Below are 17,578 nucleotides of genomic sequence, written 5' to 3'. Positions count from 1 at the left end.
TCTTGCCTTTCTGCTCAAAGTTACATAATCGATAAGTGAGGAATATGTAAGGAGCGTGGCTATGTTTAAAACATTTGATACAATTTTTAAAGGTGCAACACTTGTGAATCATGATGGAAAAAGCAAACGTGATATTGGTATTACAAATGGACGTATTGCTGAAATTGGCAACCTTACATGCGCATCAGCTGGTGAGGTGATTGATTGTACCGGGCTTCATATTTTTCCGGGAATTATTGATAGTCAAGTGCATTTTCGCGAGCCAGGCAATGCATATAAGGAGGATTTGGAAAGTGGCTCGTATTCTGCTGTGTTAGGGGGGGTTACAGCAGTTTTTGAAATGCCTAATACCAATCCATTGACAACATCAGAAGCTACATTAAGCGATAAGGTTAAACGCGCATTTCATCGAATGCATTGTGATTTTGCATTTTGGGTTGGAGGAACACGTGAAAATGCTCATGAATTATCTGAGCTAGAAAGACTTCCTGGTGCGGCTGGAATTAAAGTCTTTATGGGGTCCTCTACCGGTGATCTTTTGGTCGATGATGATGAAAGTGTACGTCTTATTTTGGAAAATACACGCCGTCGTGCAGCTTTTCATTCTGAAGATGAGGCAAGGCTCAAAGAGCGTAAAATACTGCGTATTGAAGGGGATGCATCATCACATCCGATTTGGCGTGATGAAGTTGCGGCATTAAAATGTACGCAGCGTTTGGTAAAAATTGCGCATGAGACGAAGGCACGGATTCATGTTTTACATCTTTCGACAGAAGAAGAAATTGATTTTCTAAAAAAACATAAAGATGTCGCAACAATTGAAGTGACACACCATCATTTGACGCTCACAGCTGATGATTATAAGAAGTTTGGTACATTAATTCAGATGAATCCGCCTATTCGTGAGTCGCGCCACCGTGAAGCTCTTTGGTACGGTGTTCAGCAGGGGGTTATTGATGTTTTAGGCTCAGATCATGCGCCTCATACTTTGGAAGAAAAGCTTCAACCGTATCCCTCTTCACCTTCAGGAATGACAGGTGTGCAAACGACAGCAGCAATTATGTTGACTCATGTGAATGCAGGAAAAATATCCCTTGAGCGTTTTGTTGATCTCACGTCACATGGACCTAGTCGTATTTTTGGTATAAGCTGTAAAGGACGCCTTGCTGTTGGATACGATGCTGATTTAACCATTGTTGATCTTAAACGGGAAGAAATTATTACGAATGGCTTAATTGGTTCGCGTGCCGGTTGGACACCTTATGATGGTCAAAAGGTTAAAGGTTGGCCTGTTGGAACGATTATCCGTGGTATGCGTGTGATGTGGGAAGGTGAAATTGTCACCCCTTCACAAGGAGAGCCTGTTAAATTTATAGAAACTTTGGTGTAAACAGATTAAGCTTTATAGGTTTTATTCTCTTATGCCATAAAACATCGTTTTTTAGAGTGGGGATATAGGGCATGTTAGCTTCCTTGGTACATAATTGTTTTTTTAAGTGCGTGGTGAATATTTTCAAGCTTGTCCGTCGAGCCTTTAGTTAAGTAGATCAAATGAGTGAGGAGCCAAGAAGAATCCGTTCAACAAGAACCCAAACGATTTGCAAATCAGCTTTGCGGAGGGGGAAAAAGCCAAAGAACGATTTTGTATGAGGAAAAGACGCTATAAGAATAAAAGCGTATCGAGGCTTATTCTTTAAAAGTTTCTCTATTTTCAAAGTTGATTTATTGCTCCCTTTATTTGTGAAGGGATTATCATTGATATCGCTAAAATTGAAGGAGATACTTTTTGTATAGATTAATTATTTATAATGCATGAAGAGGTTTTCGGATAAAGTTCTTCCTTCCTCAATGTATCTTTGGTTGGCTTCAATGGCTGCTTGTGTACAATGATGATAATTTTCTGAGAAAGCACGATACGCTTCATTAAACGCTTCATAAAAATAAGCGCGTCTTTGTGGAATGGGGTGTTCTGCTGCAATCAATGCATTCATATAGTCATACCATTGGTTTGTTGGAGGCTTGCAAAGATTTTGGAGAGAATGCAATGATCCCAAAATTTCTGCTAGTCGGAGTAATTTTTTTTCATAAGGTGGAGATTGTTGTGCAAAGGTTGGCATTGAAATGACAAGAAATATTAAAATAATGATGTTCATCAATCTATTACGCATTATTTTTATTGCTTTCTTTGAATAAAACTCTGTAAAGATAAAATAATTTTGTCATGAGAACGGTGTAAAAATAGAGTTAATTGCTACATTATTCTCAATTATTGATTATAAAATATAGTGCGTAAGAGACAGTAAGGAACCCATTATAGAATATTGAAAATACTGACGAAGCTTTGTGTAGTTTAAAATTTAAGATTTTCTTTCTGTAAACTATCTATTTTTCACATAGATTTATATTGTATTACCTATAGAATTTTTTCTAAGCTCGTTTTCTTTAAGGAGGGAAAGCATTTCTAATGATAGAACGCTTTTGTCCAATCAAATAAAATGGATTATTTTTATGATAAATGATGGATACAGCCGTGAATACAATGGGAAAATGGTAAGAAGAATTTACTATAAGATAAAAGTTTTTAGCCTAAACAGCGTAATACAATAATTTGAGATAAGATACATCTAAAAGGATCGGTGCATAATATCATCCATGGAGTCAATAAATGAAAGAGTTGCGATTTTATAATACGCTGACACGTAAAAAAGAAAATTTTACACCAATAGATGCGACAAGAGTACGTCTTTATGTTTGTGGACCGACAGTTTATGATTATGCGCATATAGGAAATGCACGCCCTGTCATTGTTTTTGATATTTTATTTCGTTTATTGCGTCATGTTTATGGTAATGAGCATGTTCTATATGCACGTAATATTACAGATGTTGATGATAAAATTAATGCACGAGCAGCTTGCGAATATCCAAACTTGTCATTGAATGATGCTATTCGTCAATTAACAGAACGTACATATTCTCAGTTTCAACAAGATACCATAGCACTTGGTTGTCTGTTGCCAACCAGTCAGCCACGCGCCACTGAGCATTTAGAGGAGATGCGCTCTTTAATTGAAAGGTTGCTTGAAAAGGGGCACGCTTATGAAGCGGAAAATCATATATTATTTTCTGTAAGTAGTATAAAAAATCCTCCCCATTATGGGGCTTTTGCAAATCGTTCTTTAGATGAAATGAGGGCGGGGGCACGTATTGATGTTGCCGCTTATAAAAGGGAGGAGATGGATTTTGTTTTATGGAAGCCTTCTGTGGAAGGAGAACCAGGTTGGAAATCACCGGGCGGAATTCCTGTTTTAGGTCGTCCAGGTTGGCATATTGAATGTTCTGCAATGTCAATGGCAAAGTTATTAGCGCCCTATGGCGGTGGTTTAATCTGTGATGATCCGACCGCCAATGTTTTTGATATCCATGGTGGTGGAATTGATTTAATTTTTCCTCATCATGAAAATGAGATTGCTCAAAGTTGTTCAGCTTTTGGGACGGAGCGAATGGCTAATTTTTGGATGCATAATGGTTTTTTACAAGTTGAAGGCAAAAAGATGTCGAAAAGTTTTGGCAATTTCATAACTATTCGTTCTGTTTTAGAGAATAATTTTTTGGAGTTTAATGGTATTTTAACCGATGAAATGAAGCAAAATTGGGCTGGTTTGTCTGCGCGTTTTTCGATGTTGCAAACGCATTATCGTGAACCATTAAATTGGACTGCGCAGCGTTTAATACAATCGAGCAGCGAACTGTATCGTTGGTATGAATGGCTTCGCAGCAAAAAGAGTGAGATGAAAAACAATGAAGCAATTGATGATACTTTGATAGATGCACTTAGTGATGATCTTAATACTCCAAAAGCACTGACTCTTTTGCGAAAATTTTATAAAGAAGGAAATGCTTTGGCTCTTGTGAATGGGATGAATTTATTAGGACTGTTACGACAAGAATGGATTAAAGGAATAGACTGCCCATTATTTATGAGAAAAACTTTTCTTGATACAAAATTTATTGATCAGCGCATTGCCGAAAGACTAAGACTTATCCATAATAAAGAGTGGGAAGCTGCGGATACAATTCGTGATGAGCTTGCAGCCGAGGGGGTTCTTTTAAAAGACAGTAAGGATCCGCAGAGTGGTGAGCGCATAACTGTGTGGGAAATAAAGCGACACTAATGTCTCTATTCCAGCAGCTCCATAAAAAAGGAGAATATGATGGAGTTTTTATATCATTATGGATATATCGCGCTTAAGCTGGCTGTAGGTCTTGTTGCCTTCTTATTTATTTTAAGAACGACGGGGCGGGGGAGTCTTAGTCAAATGACACCAGTTGATTTGGTCAGTAATTTTGTCATGGGAGGTATTATTGGAGGCGTTATTTATAATCAGAATATTAGTAGCATTCAATTATTGCTTGTTTTACTCATCTGGCAAACCTTGATTACATCTTTTAATTTTATTGCACGTTATTCAGTTTTTTTTCGTCGTCTTATTGCAGGGCGGAATGTCACATTAGTTTTAGATGGAGTTTTCCAAATGGATAAGATTAAGAACTTAGGGATCAATATTAATGATCTCATTACGATGTTACGTCTTAAAGGGTGTCACTTACATGAAGCTGCTTTTGTTCGTTTGGAAACCAATGGTGATTGCACTGTCATTAAAAAGGAAGAGGGAAAGAAATCGACGATTTTAATAGAAAATGGTGAAGTTATTGATGATGGACTTAAAGAGATTGGTAAAACAAAAAAGTGGCTTCAGGCCGAATTGAAAAAAAAACATGTAAAAGTTGAAAGTTTATTCGCAGCAGAGTGGTATGAAAATACAGATCAAAATAATAAATTGTATAGTGGATTATTTCTTGTTCCTTTTTCAAAAACAGTCTAACTTCAAAAAACGGGTAGGTATAGCTTATTGGAAGTATAATAAAGAGATAAATCTATAAATAACCACAGAGGGTATTTTGCCTGTTTGTGCGGATGATAGAGAAGTAAGGACTTTATGAAACGCAATGAAATGACAAAAACTGTATCATCAGATACAGGGAAGACTCTGCACACACTTTACAATTTATGGCCCTATATGTGGCCAGTAGGTCGGTGTGATCTAAAAATGCGTGTGCTATGGGCAATATTTTATCTTGTTTTGGCCAAATTCGTTCTCATATCTGTACCGTATTTATTTAAATATTCTACGAATGTTCTTGATTCAAGCTTTCAGCTACCTGAATGGTTTCCATCCAGTTGGATTATTCCCATCATGCTCGTTTTGGCATACAATGTCGCGCGTATTATGCAGGCTGGATTAAATCAATTACGCGATTCCCTGTTTGCCACTGTTGGGCAATATGCTGTTCGTCAATTAGCTTATAAAACCTTTGTACATATTCATGAGCTATCTTTGCGATTTCATTTAGAACGCCGAACTGGTGGGCTTTCTCGTGTAATTGAGCGTGGAACAAAAGGAATTGAAGCGATCGTAAGGTTTTCAATTCTTAATACAGTACCGACAGTTTTAGAATTTATATTAACAGCACTGGTATTTTACATAAGTTACGGGTGGTCTTATCTTCTCATCGTTGTTGTAACGGTTGGATTATATACTTTGTTCACCATTAAGGCGAGTGATTGGCGCATTCGTATTCGGCAACAAATGAATACAGCGGATACTGAGGCGAATACGCGCGCTGTTGATTCTCTTTTGAATTTTGAAACGGTTAAATATTTTGGCAATGAAACTCTAGAAGCCGATCGTTTCGATGCTTCTATGGTATGTTATGAAAAAGCCGCAACAAAGATTTGGACATCGTTAAGTTGGCTTAATTTTGGTCAGGCTCTTATCTTTGGTATTGGAATGACGATCATGATGCTGATGTCAGCTTATGAAGTTTATTATAAGACACAAACTTTAGGAGATTTTGTTTTTATTAATGCACTTTTAATGCAACTTTCCATTCCACTGAATTTTATTGGTTCAATTTATCGTGATGTTCGACAAGGTTTAACGGATATTGAAGCGATGTTCGATCTTTTAGATGTTCAGCAGGAGATCGTTGATAAATCGGATGCCAAACCGTTAGAGATAAACGAAGGGACCATTCGTTTTCATCGGGTAAAGTTTTCCTATGATTCGACACGTCAGATTCTCAAAGATATTGATTTTGAAGTTCCTGGAGGAAAAACAGTTGCCATTGTCGGTCCATCGGGTGCCGGTAAATCCACTATTTCTCGGTTGCTTTTTCGGTTTTATGATGTTGATGCGGGCTCTATCACAATTGACGGGCAGGATATTCGTGACGTAACACAAAAGAGTTTGCGTGAAGCGATTGGCATGGTCCCACAAGATACGGTGTTATTTAATGATACAATTGCCTATAATATTTGCTATGGGCGTCCAAGTGCTACAGATGAAGAGATGCGCAAAGCTGCTGAAATGGCACAAATATCAAAATTTATTGAAATTTTACCGGAAGGTTTTCAGTCTATGGTAGGAGAGCGAGGTCTCAAATTATCAGGTGGTGAAAAACAACGCGTGGCTATTGCACGGACGCTTTTAAAAGCTCCCCCACTTCTTATTCTAGATGAAGCAACGGCGGCTCTTGATACGGCGACGGAACAGGAAATTCAACAAGCATTGGATATTGTAAGCCGTGGACGGACAACATTGATTATTGCTCACCGTCTTTCTACTGTTATCAATGCTGATGAAATCTTAGTTCTTAAAAGTGGTCGTATTATTGAAAATGGGACGCATACAGAGCTTTTACACAAGAAAGGTCTTTATGCTTCAATGTGGAATAAGCAGCTTGAAGCATCGCAAGCTGAAGAGAAATTACGTAAAATGCGTGAAGAAGATGAGACGAGTATTGTTAATCGTAAAAAAATAAGTAGGGCAAAATGTAATCTATATCTTTATATAGAGTGATTAATTAAATACATAAAAGACACAAGAGGAGCAAAAAGATTTATTGCTTGTTTAAGTTTACGCTGAATAGGAAATTATATGAGTATTCTACAGTCTGTCCATAATAGCTTTGTACCGATTCATAAAGAAGGTTATCCTTTTATTGTAGCGTTTTTTGTTATTTCACTCATTCTTGGTTGGATATGGAGTCCATTGTTTTGGTGTGGTCTTGTTCTTACGGTGTGGTGTATATACTTTTTCCGTGATCCAGATCGTGTGATCCCTTTGAATTCAAATTGGGTTATATCACCTGCAGATGGGCGTATTTCCTTTGTGGAATCATGTGTTCCACCTGAAGAATTAGGATTAGGGAAAGATGAAATGATCCGTATTTCCATTTTTATGGATGTTTTTTCATGCCACATCAACCGTATTCCTATAAATGGTACGGTAGAGTCTATTGTTTATCATCCAGGTCGGTTTACTAATGCTGACTTTGATAAAGCTAGTCAGTTTAATGAGCGTAATGGGGTGGTAATTGATAGCAAACATGGTAAAATTGGTATCGTACAAATAGCGGGGATGGTTGCCCGTAGGATTGTTTGTTGGTCAAAAGAAAACGATGCTGTTATCACTGGTGAGCGATTTGGATTGATTCGTTTTGGTTCTCGCCTTGATATTTATATACCAACTGAAATGAAGTTGCGTGTTGCAGTGGGGCAGACAGCAATTGCTGGAGAGACAGTTTTGGGTTCTTTTGATGATAAGAATGCCACAACAGACTTCAGATATGATTAGGACACACAATGAAAAATTTTTCGCCGTTTTCTTCATTTAATCCTGAGGGGCTGCATGATGATGTTGCAAATCGCCGGCGTTCACCTACACCAATGCGGTATGTCATTCCCAATATCATTACTATTTTAGCAATTTGCGCAGGGATGAGCAGTATTCGTTTGGCTTTTGAGCATCGCTATGAGGCTGCTATTTTAATGGTGCTTTTGGCCGCAGTTTTAGATGGTGCAGATGGTCGCATTGCACGTTTAATAGATGGTAGCTCGTCTTTTGGGGCACAGATGGATTCTCTTGCTGATGTTATAAATTTTGGTGTTACTCCTGCACTTATTGTTTATTCCTTTATCTTGAATCAAGCGTATCATATTGGTTGGGTTGCAGCCCTTGTTTATTGTGTTGCTTGTTGTTTGCGATTAGCACGTTTTAATGTGATGTTGGATAACACCAATATACCTAAGTGGCAGAAAAATTATTTTATTGGTGTTCCAGCACCAGCAGGAGCATTATTACTTTTATTTCCTACGTATTTAGGAGCTCTTGGTTTGGTACCCAATTGGGGGTGGGCATTATTTTTTAGTCTTTATACTGTAATTATTGCTTTTCTTTTGATTAGTCGTTTACCAGTATGGAATGCAAAAACAATTGATCAAAATTTGAGGCGTGATATTGTTATACCCTGCATGTTGGTCATTGTTATTTATGTCGGTTTTCTTGCCACTTACACATGGAAAACTTTATTGATTACAGCTGTTAGCTATATGATTTTTCTCCCCTGTAGTTTTATTGCTTATAATAAACGCGCGGCTCTAGAAGAGAAAAAGGCTGACACTAAAGCTATCCAAGAATCATAAAATGTTAAATTTTTTTGAGTAGCAAAAAAAGAGAGATCCAAACTATTTACCTCTCAGATGTGATCAATCAGGTATATGATAATCTACAAACCGATTTTTATGGACATTAAAGAGTTTTCCAGTTTCCTGTAAATCAGGTGATAGCAAATGGATTATTTTTTTTGCAACCTCTTGTGGTGAAGGAAGAGTTTGTGGATCTTCACCAGGCATAGCTTCAGCGCGCATGGCAGTGCGTGTAGCACCAGGGTTGACACAATTAATCTTAATAGGAGTTTGTTTAAGTTCTTCTGCCCAACAGCGGGCAATCATCTCTAAAGCAGCTTTAGAGGCGGCATAAGCTCCCCAGAAAGGACGTGCAACGTGTGCAACGCTTGAGGATAATAGGATGGCTCGTCCCGCATCAGATTCACGTAATAAAGGCTCAACGGCTTTCATTAAGCGCCATTGGCTGATAAGGTTTATTTGAAAAACATCTTCAAATACCGTATTCTCTATATGTGCTATTGGTGAAAGTGTTCCAAGGATTCCTGCATTAGCAACGATAATATCGAGTTTTTTCCAGCGTTTAGCAATTGAGATAGCAAGGGTATCGATGTTTTCCATATGATGCAAATCAAGGGGAACAAGGGTTGCGTGAGCACCTTTTTCTCGGATTTGATTGTCCAATTCAGTAAGTCCACTGACTGTTCGTGCAAGGGCAATAATATCAGCACCATATGCCGCGAGCTCGAGTGCTAAATAGTAGCCAATCCCTCTTGATGCACCTGTAATAAGTGCAACACGCCCATGGAGACTAAAGTCGCGTTTTCCCATCATTAATCTCTTGTTTTAAGAACAGATGATTGATGAATTTTGGAGAGATTTTTTTGATCAACCAGATGCGTAGGGTAATATCCAGTAAAATAATGATCAGTAAATTGTGGATCGGCGTTATTTCGTTTTTCTCCTGCTACAGCAAAATATAATCCATCCGTTGAAAGAAATTCTAATGAATCCGCTGCAATAAAATCACACATAGATTTTAAATCTGGATATTGATTTGCTAAAAGACTTTCAATTTTAGGTGTATCAATACCATAAAAGTCAGGATAAAAAATCATAGGGCTAGCAATGCGCATATGAACTTCTTTTGCTCCTGCATCGCGAAGCATTCGTACAATTTTAAGGGATGTTGTTCCACGTACAATAGAGTCATCAACCAGAATAACACGTTTTCCTTCAATCACAGGACGGTTTGCCGAATGTTTTAACTTGACGCCAAAAGCGCGAATTTGTTGTGTTGGTTCGATAAAAGTACGACCAACATAATGGTTACGAATAATACCAAGCTCGAAGGGAATTCCAATTTCTTGTGCATAGCCAATTGCGGCAGGTGTTCCTCCGTCAGGAACAGGAACCACAACATCACCCTTACAAGGGGCTTCCTGTGCTAAACGGATCCCCATGTTTTTGCGTGTTGTATAAACACTACGCCCCCCAACGATTGAATCAGGACGGGCAAAATAAACATATTCAAATAAGCAAAGTTTTTCTGGTTTTTCATTTTCTGGTTTTATAACTTTTTTAGTAATTTCGCCATTTTTTTGTATTTCACATATGATGATTTCTCCATTTTTAACATCACGGACATATTTTGCTCCAATAATATCAAGTGCACAAGTTTCAGAACAAAAGATAGGCTTGCCATCAAGTTCTCCCATCACGAGGGGTCTAATCCCTGTTGGATCGCGTGCAGCAATAAGCTTTGTACGTGTGAGCGCTAACATAGCATACCCACCTTCTACTTGCCGAATCGCATCAACAAAACGATCAGAGGACGATTCATAACGTGAGCGGGCAATGAGATGGAGAAAAACTTCTGAATCTGATGTTGATTGACAGATGGCACCAGAAGCGATGAGTTCACGACGCAATGTCAGACCATTGGTAAGATTACCATTATGAGCAATAGCAATGCCTCCAGCTTTCAATTCAGCAAAAAGGGGTTGAACATTGCGTAATGCTATTTCTCCAGTTGTTGAATAACGGGTATGTCCAATGGAGCGATTTCCTGGTAAACGCGCAAGTGTTGCAGGGTTTGTATAGTGATCACCAACAAGACCTAAATGCTTTTCTTGATGAAATACTTTATTATGATAAGAAACAATCCCAGCTGCTTCTTGTCCACGATGCTGAAGTGCATGGAGTCCAAGAGCTGTTAATGTTGCGGCATCTTCATGCCCAAGAATGCCAAAAACCCCACATTCTTCATGAAGGGTATCATCATCTAATGAAAAATCTTGACAGGAAATATCACTTTTTATCATCGTATTCTTTCAGTTGTGATATGAAGGAGTCATTAATATCAAATTTTATATCATTTAGTTCTCTTTCCTCATGAAAAGCTATTCTCTATTTTTTGAAAATCATCTTTTCATGAGAGTGTTGTTCATGCGTATGTTTATCCTTGTCTTTAAACAAATTTTCTGCTTTTTCGAGAACAGATCCAATATCTTTGGGGAGTATTTCCCAAACTTTTTGTCCCAACGAATCTAAAATAGGCCTTGTTTTTGCATTTTTTAACCAGTCTGCTTGGTGCTCAGGTTTAATTAGTGCATTAATCAGCAACATACCAATAACCATGATAAGTAAACCACGAAGTGCTCCAAAAATAAAACCAATGGCACGGTCAAGGATACCAATTCGACTATCAATAATAAAATCGGAGATCTTCATTGTAATAATTGAAGTAATAATGAGAACAATAATAAAAATTGTGACCAATGTTGCGATCAATGCAATCATTTTATTAGAGAGATATTGTTCAAAGAAAGGTAAGACAGGCTTGAATAAAAACAGTGTGGTAACAGCAGCAACTGCCCAAGAAATCAACGATAACACTTCACGTGAAAATCCTCGAAGCATAGCAAGAAAAGCGGACAACAGGATGATTACTACGACAATTCCATCAAGGATTGTTATGATCATTTGTTTGTTCCTTATACATAAAGTTGTGTTCTTTTAAGATAGTATGCAAATATATTTTTGTTATGCCATTTTTTGTTCTTATAGCAAGAATATTTTGTATTTTATAGAGTTTTTTCTATATTACTCTGCCTGTGGTGCAGACCATTTTTTACTTGCAGTAAGAGCGGCAACAAGTTCGGGAAGGTCGGAGAAAGTTTTTTGTTGAAAATTGAGAGATTTTATCATTTCGGTTGTTGTCGTGGGATGAAATGCTCCCTGAAAGCCAAGTTTTTTTGCTTCATTGATGCGTTGTGCTGAATGTGCAACAGCACGGGTAGCTCCTGAAAGACTGACTTCACCAAAATAGACATAATCCGTTGGCAAAGGGATATTGGCAAGAGAGGATACCAAAGCAGCGGCTACAGCTAAATCAGCAGCGGGTTCAGATATACGATATCCACCAGCCACATTTAGATAGACATCATGCTGTCCAAAACGAATGCCACAATGAGCTTCTAAAACGGCAAGAATCATTGAAAGACGATTTCCATCCCATCCAACAACAGCACGTCGTGGTGTTCCAAGGGAAGAAGGAGCAACAAGCGCTTGAATTTCTACGAGTATTGGGCGTGTTCCTTCCATTCCTGCAAAAACAGCAGCGCCCGGTGCTTTTTCATTCCTTTCACCCAAAAAAAGTTCAGATGGATTAATCACCTCCCGTAATCCTTTATCAGACATTTCAAAGACACCAATTTCATCTGTTGGTCCGAAACGATTTTTTACAGTTCTAAGAATGCGATAATGATGCCCTCCTTCACCCTCAAAATAGAGAACGCCATCAACCATATGTTCAACGACTCGGGGACCAGCAATTTGTCCATCTTTTGTAACATGACCAACAAGAACAACAGCGGTTCCTGTTTTCTTGGCAAAGCGAATCATTTCTTGAGCACCAATACGTACTTGTGTAACAGTGCCAGGTGATGAATCTGCTGTATCTGACCATAGAGTTTGAATCGAATCGATAATCACCATATCAAGTTTTTTATGTTCGCTTAAGGTTGCCAGAATATCTTCAACATTGGTTTCAGCAGCAAGTTTCACCTTTGTATTGTTAGCTTCAAGCCTTTGTGCGCGCAGACAAATTTGCGCAATAGCCTCTTCACCTGAAACATAGATGACATTATATCCTTTACGTGATAAAGCAGCAGCTGTTTGTGTTAGCAATGTTGATTTACCAATACCTGGATCACCTCCAACAAGGAGTGCCGATCCACGGACAAAGCCCCCTCCGGTAACACGATCAAGTTCAGCAATACCGGAATGAATACGTGGAGCATCTTCGATATCTCCAGAAAGAGATGTGAGTGTGACAATGCGTCCTTTACGAGCATTTTGCTTAGGACCACTTCCTATGCCATTATTTATAGTTTCTTCGATAAGGGAATTCCATTCTCCACAGGCGCTACATTTCCCTGCCCATCGGGAATGGACGGTTCCACAATTTTGACAGATAAATTGAATACGATTACGTGCCATGGTGGTTTAGCCAATTTGCTCTGGAAGATAATTGCTATCAGCCAGATCGCTAAAGCGTGTGAAATCAGATTGAAAGGCAAGCGGAACGATTCCTGTTGGTCCATGACGTTGTTTCGCAACAATAACATCAGCTTTTCCCATAATTTTATCCATTTCATCTTGCCATTTTTGATGTTCCAAGCTACCTAACTTGGGTTCTTCATTTTTGAGATAATATTCTTCACGATAAACAAAAAGGACGATGTCGGCATCTTGCTCAATTGAACCAGACTCACGTAAATCTGAGAGTTGTGGGCGTTTATCTGTTCTATTTTCTACTTGACGTGAAAGTTGAGAGAGAGCGATGATAGGAATATTCAATTCTTTGGCTAAAGCTTTGAGTCCCGTAGTAATTTCTGTGATCTCTTGAACACGGTTTTCAGATGAACGTTTTGATTTACTTGTCATGAGTTGGATATAGTCAATAAACAAGATATCTAAACCATGTTGTCGCTTGAGACGCCGCGCACGGGCAGCTAGTTGGGTAATTGATATTCCCCCAGTTTGATCAATATAAAGGGGTGCCTTTTGTAGTTGGTTCACTGCACGAATAATTTTTGAAAATTGTTCATCTGAAATATTACCACGCCGAATATCAGAAGAAGAGACTTCTGTTTGTTCAGAAATAATACGGGTTGCAAGCTGTTCTGAGGACATTTCAAGTGAGAAGAATCCTACAATGCCGCCTTCATTTTCTTGGATATTGGCATTACGATTATAAGCATTAGCAATATTAAAGGCAATATTGGTAGCTAGTGAGGTTTTACCCATACCAGGGCGTCCCGCAAGGATAATTAAGTCAGATGCTTGTAATCCTCCCATTTTTTCATCAAGTGTTTTAATATGGGTGGCTATCCCTGATAATTGTGAAGAGCGTTTTTTCGCAGCACTTGCCATATCGATAGCTTTTTTGATAGCCTCATTAAAATTTTCAAATCCACCTCCATATTTTCCTTTTTCTGCTAGCTCAAATAACTGATTTTCAACAGTTTCAATTTGTTGGGCCGGCGTAAGCTCTACAGGAGCATCAAAGGCTGTATTGACAACTTGAGTTCCAAGGTTAATCAAAGACCGGCGGATAAAAAGATCGTAAATGACGCGTCCATAATCTTCAGCGTTAATAATAGTGACTGCCTCTGTGGCTAAGCGAACAACATATTGGTATACAGTAATATCTCCAATTTTTTCTTCCATTTGGATATAGGGTTTGATTGTAACTGGATCTACACGTTTTCCTGTTTTAATAAGGTGAGATAAAACATGATAAATTTTTTGATGCAATGGTTCAAAAAAATGTTCTGGTTTTAGAAAATCTGAAACGCGATCAAGAGAATCATTATTGATAAAGATGGCACCAAGCAATGCTTGTTCAGCTTCAATATTATACGGAAGTTGCCGAAAAGAAGGAGAATCTTCTTTTTTTGAGGAGCTGACATTAACAATGTTAGTTTCTTCCATAATATTTTTCCACTAAAATTTCAAGTCTAGCTATTTTAGGCGATAAATTGAAAGCCGTATATTAAAAAGAATAGAGCTACAAATCTTCATTTTAAGTTAAAATCATATAATTTTTAAAAACACCCTTTGAGTGCCTCATTTAGCATGAGTACATGAGTAATATCTATTTACTATGTTTGAATTTATAATATATGATTCTTTAAGTAGCGATTTGACACTCTAAATTTAAGTATTTTGAACTTACGTGATCCTAAAATTCCAATATCGGTGTAAGTAGAATTACTTTTTTATAATTGAAATTATTTTAGATAATGTGAGGATATAATCAACTTATCGCTCATGTAAACTTTACCCTTAAGGGTAAAACTTTAAATTAGTTTTGCTTCTATGCCGGGTAAAATAAGAAGCATTTTCTCTGCTTGATATTATCATTTCTGGCATGTAATGCCTTTGTATAATATGCTTATAACTTCTTCATAAAAATTAGATTCTTTATGTATGACAGCCATAAAATACTCACTTCTTAAAACTGAGTATTTTATGACCAATATTTTAAATGGAATAAAAAATACAAAACAGAGAGTAAAAATAGAAATTAACCTTCTTGATGAGTATTGTTTATATCGTTGTCATTAATTTCCTCTGCTAATAATTCTTCCTGACTTTCTTCTAATATTTCTGCTTGAATATTATATATTTCTTCAGCAGAAGTGAGAGTTTCACCTTCTGCTTGGCGTTGTGCTTCACTAGTGGAACGTGCAACGTTAATAACCACAGAAACTTGAACTTCAGGATGTAAGCTAAGAGTGATAGTGTGAAGACCGATCATTTTTATTGGATGGTTAAGTTCAATTTGATTTCGCCCAATAGAAAAGCCTTCATCTGTTATGATTTCAGAAATATCACGCGTTGATACAGATCCATAAAGTTGTCCTGTTTCACCAGCAGAACGAATGACAATAAATGATTGACCATCAAGTTTTTCAGCAATTTTTTGCGCCTCGCTTTTGCGTTCAAGATTACGTGCTTCAAGTTGTGCACGTTGTATCTCAAAATGTTTTTTATTAGCTTCATTTGCACGTAAAGCTTTACCTTGAGGCAAGAGAAAATTACGTGCATAACCATTTTTCACTGAGACAATATCACCCATCTGACCAAGACGAGGAATGCGCTCAAGCAGAATAATATCCATAGTTTTTCCTTTCGAACAAATAAATTTAGTGAAGTTTTTTGTGTGATTGAAAGTTATATTGAATAGCAGCCCAAATACCCATCAAAAGCATCATGAAAGAGATAGGTGGAGAAAAAACGACAGTTAAAATAGCAATATAAACAAGAGAAAGTATAATAATCCGACCGTTTACCCCTTTTGTAATATTGTGAAGATACGCTAGACCGCTAATTGATATAATGACAGTATAGGCAGAGCTAAAGACACGTGTACCCAAATTAAGAGAAGTGCTTAATTCAACCATTGACGCGATAGAAACAACAATGAAAATAACAATTCCAGAAATTGGAAGGCGAAGTGTTTTGCTCCAATCATCTCGAGGTCTTTTTAGCCACTTCATATATTTGGCGGTTATCATTGAAAAATAAAGATTACCAATGAGAAAAATCAAACTATAAATTGTCAGAGTGATAGCTGCTAAAGTTGCAGCATGTGCCATTAAAAATTCACGAACAGCAAGGATATTAGCTTCTTTTAATGACTGTGATTGTTGTAGAGTTTGTACTATGTTTGCAGTGACTTTTTTTGCAACGAGAGTGGTATCTGGATGGGCTTTTATATAGAGTCCAATGAAGGTCACTATAAGAGCAATAAAGTTGGTTAAATGAAAAATAACGGATGATAATGGGTACCATATCAGTGTGTTTTCTTTTTGCGCTGGTCGTGCAAGTCCAAGAAGCCAAGAGGCATAAACAGCAGGAAGAAAAGATAACAACATAAGACCAAGAGCAATATAGATATCAGTAACTATAACAAGAATAACAGTAGCACTTATTAAGGCAACGAAGCTAGCAAATGTTCCTTGTCCGAATGCAACAATAAAAATTGGCAATGAAAGAAAGCAACCAAGAAAAAGAGAAAAAGAGGGCGCGATATTTGCAACGCTGATAATGGACATTCCTACCACAACAGCAAACAATCCCGCTAAAACGCCGGTCAATATTTCATAAGTACGATTTTTTTCCATTTATTGCTGTCCTGCTTTCTGCAGTTAGAGGTATGCCAATACCCCAACTTTGATATTTTACAGCTTTAATACACAATAAGCTATTTTTCTAAACCATACAAGAAAAGCAACTGGAGTGATTCTCCAGTTGCTAGAGCGTATTGATAGTTTACTTTATAACATATGGAAGTAAGCCTAAAAAACGAGCACGTTTGATAGCGCTAGCTAATTCACGCTGTTTTTTCTGACTAACAGCTGTAATCCGTGAAGGAACAATTTTTCCACGTTCGGAGATATAACGTTGTAATAATTTGATATCTTTATAATCAATTTTCGGCGCATTAGCTCCTGAAAAAGGACATGTTTTGCGACGGCGATGAAAGGGGCGACGTGCAGAGTTTTGATTAGTATCAGTCATCATTCTACCTCTTCTATAACATTTTCACGTTGACGACGTGGAAAACGAGGACGCTCCTCATCATGACCAATGTGACTATTGCGATCAAGATGTGAAAGCATAGCAGATTTTTCTTTTTCATGTTTTTCTACACGAACGGTCATATAACGCAAAATATCCTCATTGATGCGCATCTGACGCTCCATTTCAGCAATTGCTGTAGCTGGTGCATCAATATTGACCAATACATAATAAGCCTTACGGTTTTTTCGAATACGGTAAGCAAGAGGACGAAGTCCCCAATTTTCTACACGCCCAACTTTTCCACCTTGCGCTTCAATGACACCTTTGTAGAGACTCAAAAGTTCATCAACTTGCTGCGGTGCAATGTCTTGTCGGGCAAGGAACATATGTTCATAAAGAGCCATTGTTTTGCCTTTCTTCAATTAAATTTCACCGGTTTTAGCGCAAAGCC

General features: G+C 37.7%; 16 protein-coding genes. 6 read left to right on the top strand and 10 right to left on the bottom strand.

Features of this window, described 5'->3' with window-relative positions; genetic code table 11:
* Positions 1-61 precede the first annotated feature (61 nt).
* Positions 62-1,390 (top strand): dihydroorotase, encoded by a 1,329-nt coding sequence (locus ACFIKI_RS04665; protein WP_375665914.1) that lies wholly within the window; start codon positions 62-64, stop codon positions 1,388-1,390.
* A gap of 409 nt (positions 1,391-1,799) precedes the next feature.
* Here ACFIKI_RS04665 and ACFIKI_RS04660 read toward each other — a convergent pair whose 3' ends face one another.
* Positions 1,800-2,168, bottom strand: a complete 369-nt coding sequence (locus ACFIKI_RS04660) for a TIGR02301 family protein (RefSeq protein ID WP_375665912.1) — start codon at positions 2,166-2,168, stop codon at positions 1,800-1,802.
* Positions 2,169-2,665: 497 nt separating this feature from the next.
* Between ACFIKI_RS04660 and cysS the strand changes: the two genes are divergently transcribed.
* The 5 genes from cysS (at position 2,666) to pssA (ending at position 8,547) form a co-directional block, all read left to right on the top strand.
* The gene (gene cysS / locus ACFIKI_RS04655) at positions 2,666-4,174 is read left to right on the top strand and encodes a cysteine--tRNA ligase (protein WP_375665910.1); all 1,509 of its coding nucleotides are present in this window, start codon (positions 2,666-2,668) and stop codon (positions 4,172-4,174) included.
* Positions 4,175-4,213: 39 nt separating this feature from the next.
* On the top strand, positions 4,214-4,885 hold the full coding sequence (locus ACFIKI_RS04650; protein ID WP_375613046.1) for a DUF421 domain-containing protein: 672 nt from the start codon (positions 4,214-4,216) through the stop codon (positions 4,883-4,885).
* Positions 4,886-4,999: 114 nt separating this feature from the next.
* The gene (locus ACFIKI_RS04645) at positions 5,000-6,922 is read left to right on the top strand and encodes an ABCB family ABC transporter ATP-binding protein/permease (RefSeq protein WP_375665909.1); all 1,923 of its coding nucleotides are present in this window, start codon (positions 5,000-5,002) and stop codon (positions 6,920-6,922) included.
* Between the two features lie 78 nt (positions 6,923-7,000).
* Positions 7,001-7,699: a phosphatidylserine decarboxylase gene (locus ACFIKI_RS04640; protein ID WP_375665908.1), complete on the top strand. Its 699-nt coding sequence runs from the start codon at positions 7,001-7,003 to the stop codon at positions 7,697-7,699.
* A gap of 8 nt (positions 7,700-7,707) precedes the next feature.
* A complete protein-coding gene (gene pssA, locus ACFIKI_RS04635) occupies positions 7,708-8,547 on the top strand; it encodes a CDP-diacylglycerol--serine O-phosphatidyltransferase (RefSeq protein WP_375665905.1) in 840 nt (279 codons plus the stop codon).
* A 63-nt stretch (positions 8,548-8,610) separates the two neighbouring features.
* Here the strand turns inward: pssA and ACFIKI_RS04630 are convergent, their stop codons facing one another.
* The 9 genes from ACFIKI_RS04630 to rpsF form a co-directional block, all read right to left on the bottom strand.
* Positions 8,611-9,360 (bottom strand): SDR family NAD(P)-dependent oxidoreductase, encoded by a 750-nt coding sequence (locus ACFIKI_RS04630; RefSeq protein WP_375665988.1) that lies wholly within the window; start codon positions 9,358-9,360, stop codon positions 8,611-8,613.
* Positions 9,361-9,362: 2 nt separating this feature from the next.
* Positions 9,363-10,853, bottom strand: a complete 1,491-nt coding sequence (gene purF / locus ACFIKI_RS04625; protein WP_375665903.1) for an amidophosphoribosyltransferase — start codon at positions 10,851-10,853, stop codon at positions 9,363-9,365.
* An 85-nt stretch (positions 10,854-10,938) separates the two neighbouring features.
* Entirely contained in the window at positions 10,939-11,514 is a 576-nt protein-coding gene (locus ACFIKI_RS04620) for a CvpA family protein (RefSeq protein ID WP_375665902.1), read from the bottom strand.
* Positions 11,515-11,634: 120 nt separating this feature from the next.
* Positions 11,635-13,032, bottom strand: coding sequence for a DNA repair protein RadA (radA, locus tag ACFIKI_RS04615; protein WP_375665900.1), 1,398 nt, complete (start codon positions 13,030-13,032; stop codon positions 11,635-11,637).
* 6 nt (positions 13,033-13,038) lie between these two features.
* Positions 13,039-14,529 (bottom strand): replicative DNA helicase, encoded by a 1,491-nt coding sequence (locus ACFIKI_RS04610; protein WP_375665898.1) that lies wholly within the window; start codon positions 14,527-14,529, stop codon positions 13,039-13,041.
* A gap of 595 nt (positions 14,530-15,124) precedes the next feature.
* Positions 15,125-15,721 carry a 50S ribosomal protein L9 gene (rplI, locus tag ACFIKI_RS04605; protein WP_375665896.1) on the bottom strand — a complete coding sequence of 199 codons (597 nt, stop codon included), beginning with the start codon at positions 15,719-15,721 and terminating at the stop codon, positions 15,125-15,127.
* Positions 15,722-15,746: 25 nt separating this feature from the next.
* On the bottom strand, positions 15,747-16,727 hold the full coding sequence (locus ACFIKI_RS04600) for a hypothetical protein (protein WP_375665894.1): 981 nt from the start codon (positions 16,725-16,727) through the stop codon (positions 15,747-15,749).
* 148 nt (positions 16,728-16,875) lie between these two features.
* A complete protein-coding gene (gene rpsR, locus ACFIKI_RS04595; protein WP_375665986.1) occupies positions 16,876-17,124 on the bottom strand; it encodes a 30S ribosomal protein S18 in 249 nt (82 codons plus the stop codon).
* Positions 17,124-17,531, bottom strand: a complete 408-nt coding sequence (rpsF, locus tag ACFIKI_RS04590) for a 30S ribosomal protein S6 (protein ID WP_375665892.1) — start codon at positions 17,529-17,531, stop codon at positions 17,124-17,126. The genes rpsR and rpsF overlap by 1 nt, the downstream gene beginning before the upstream one ends.
* Positions 17,532-17,578: the final 47 nt, after the last annotated feature.

The organism is Bartonella sp. TT121SHDZB, from assembly GCF_042193415.1.
Lineage (GTDB): Bacteria > Pseudomonadota > Alphaproteobacteria > Rhizobiales > Rhizobiaceae > Bartonella.
Note: the sequence above shows the minus strand (reverse complement) of the source record. Positions and strands in the feature narration are given on the sequence as shown.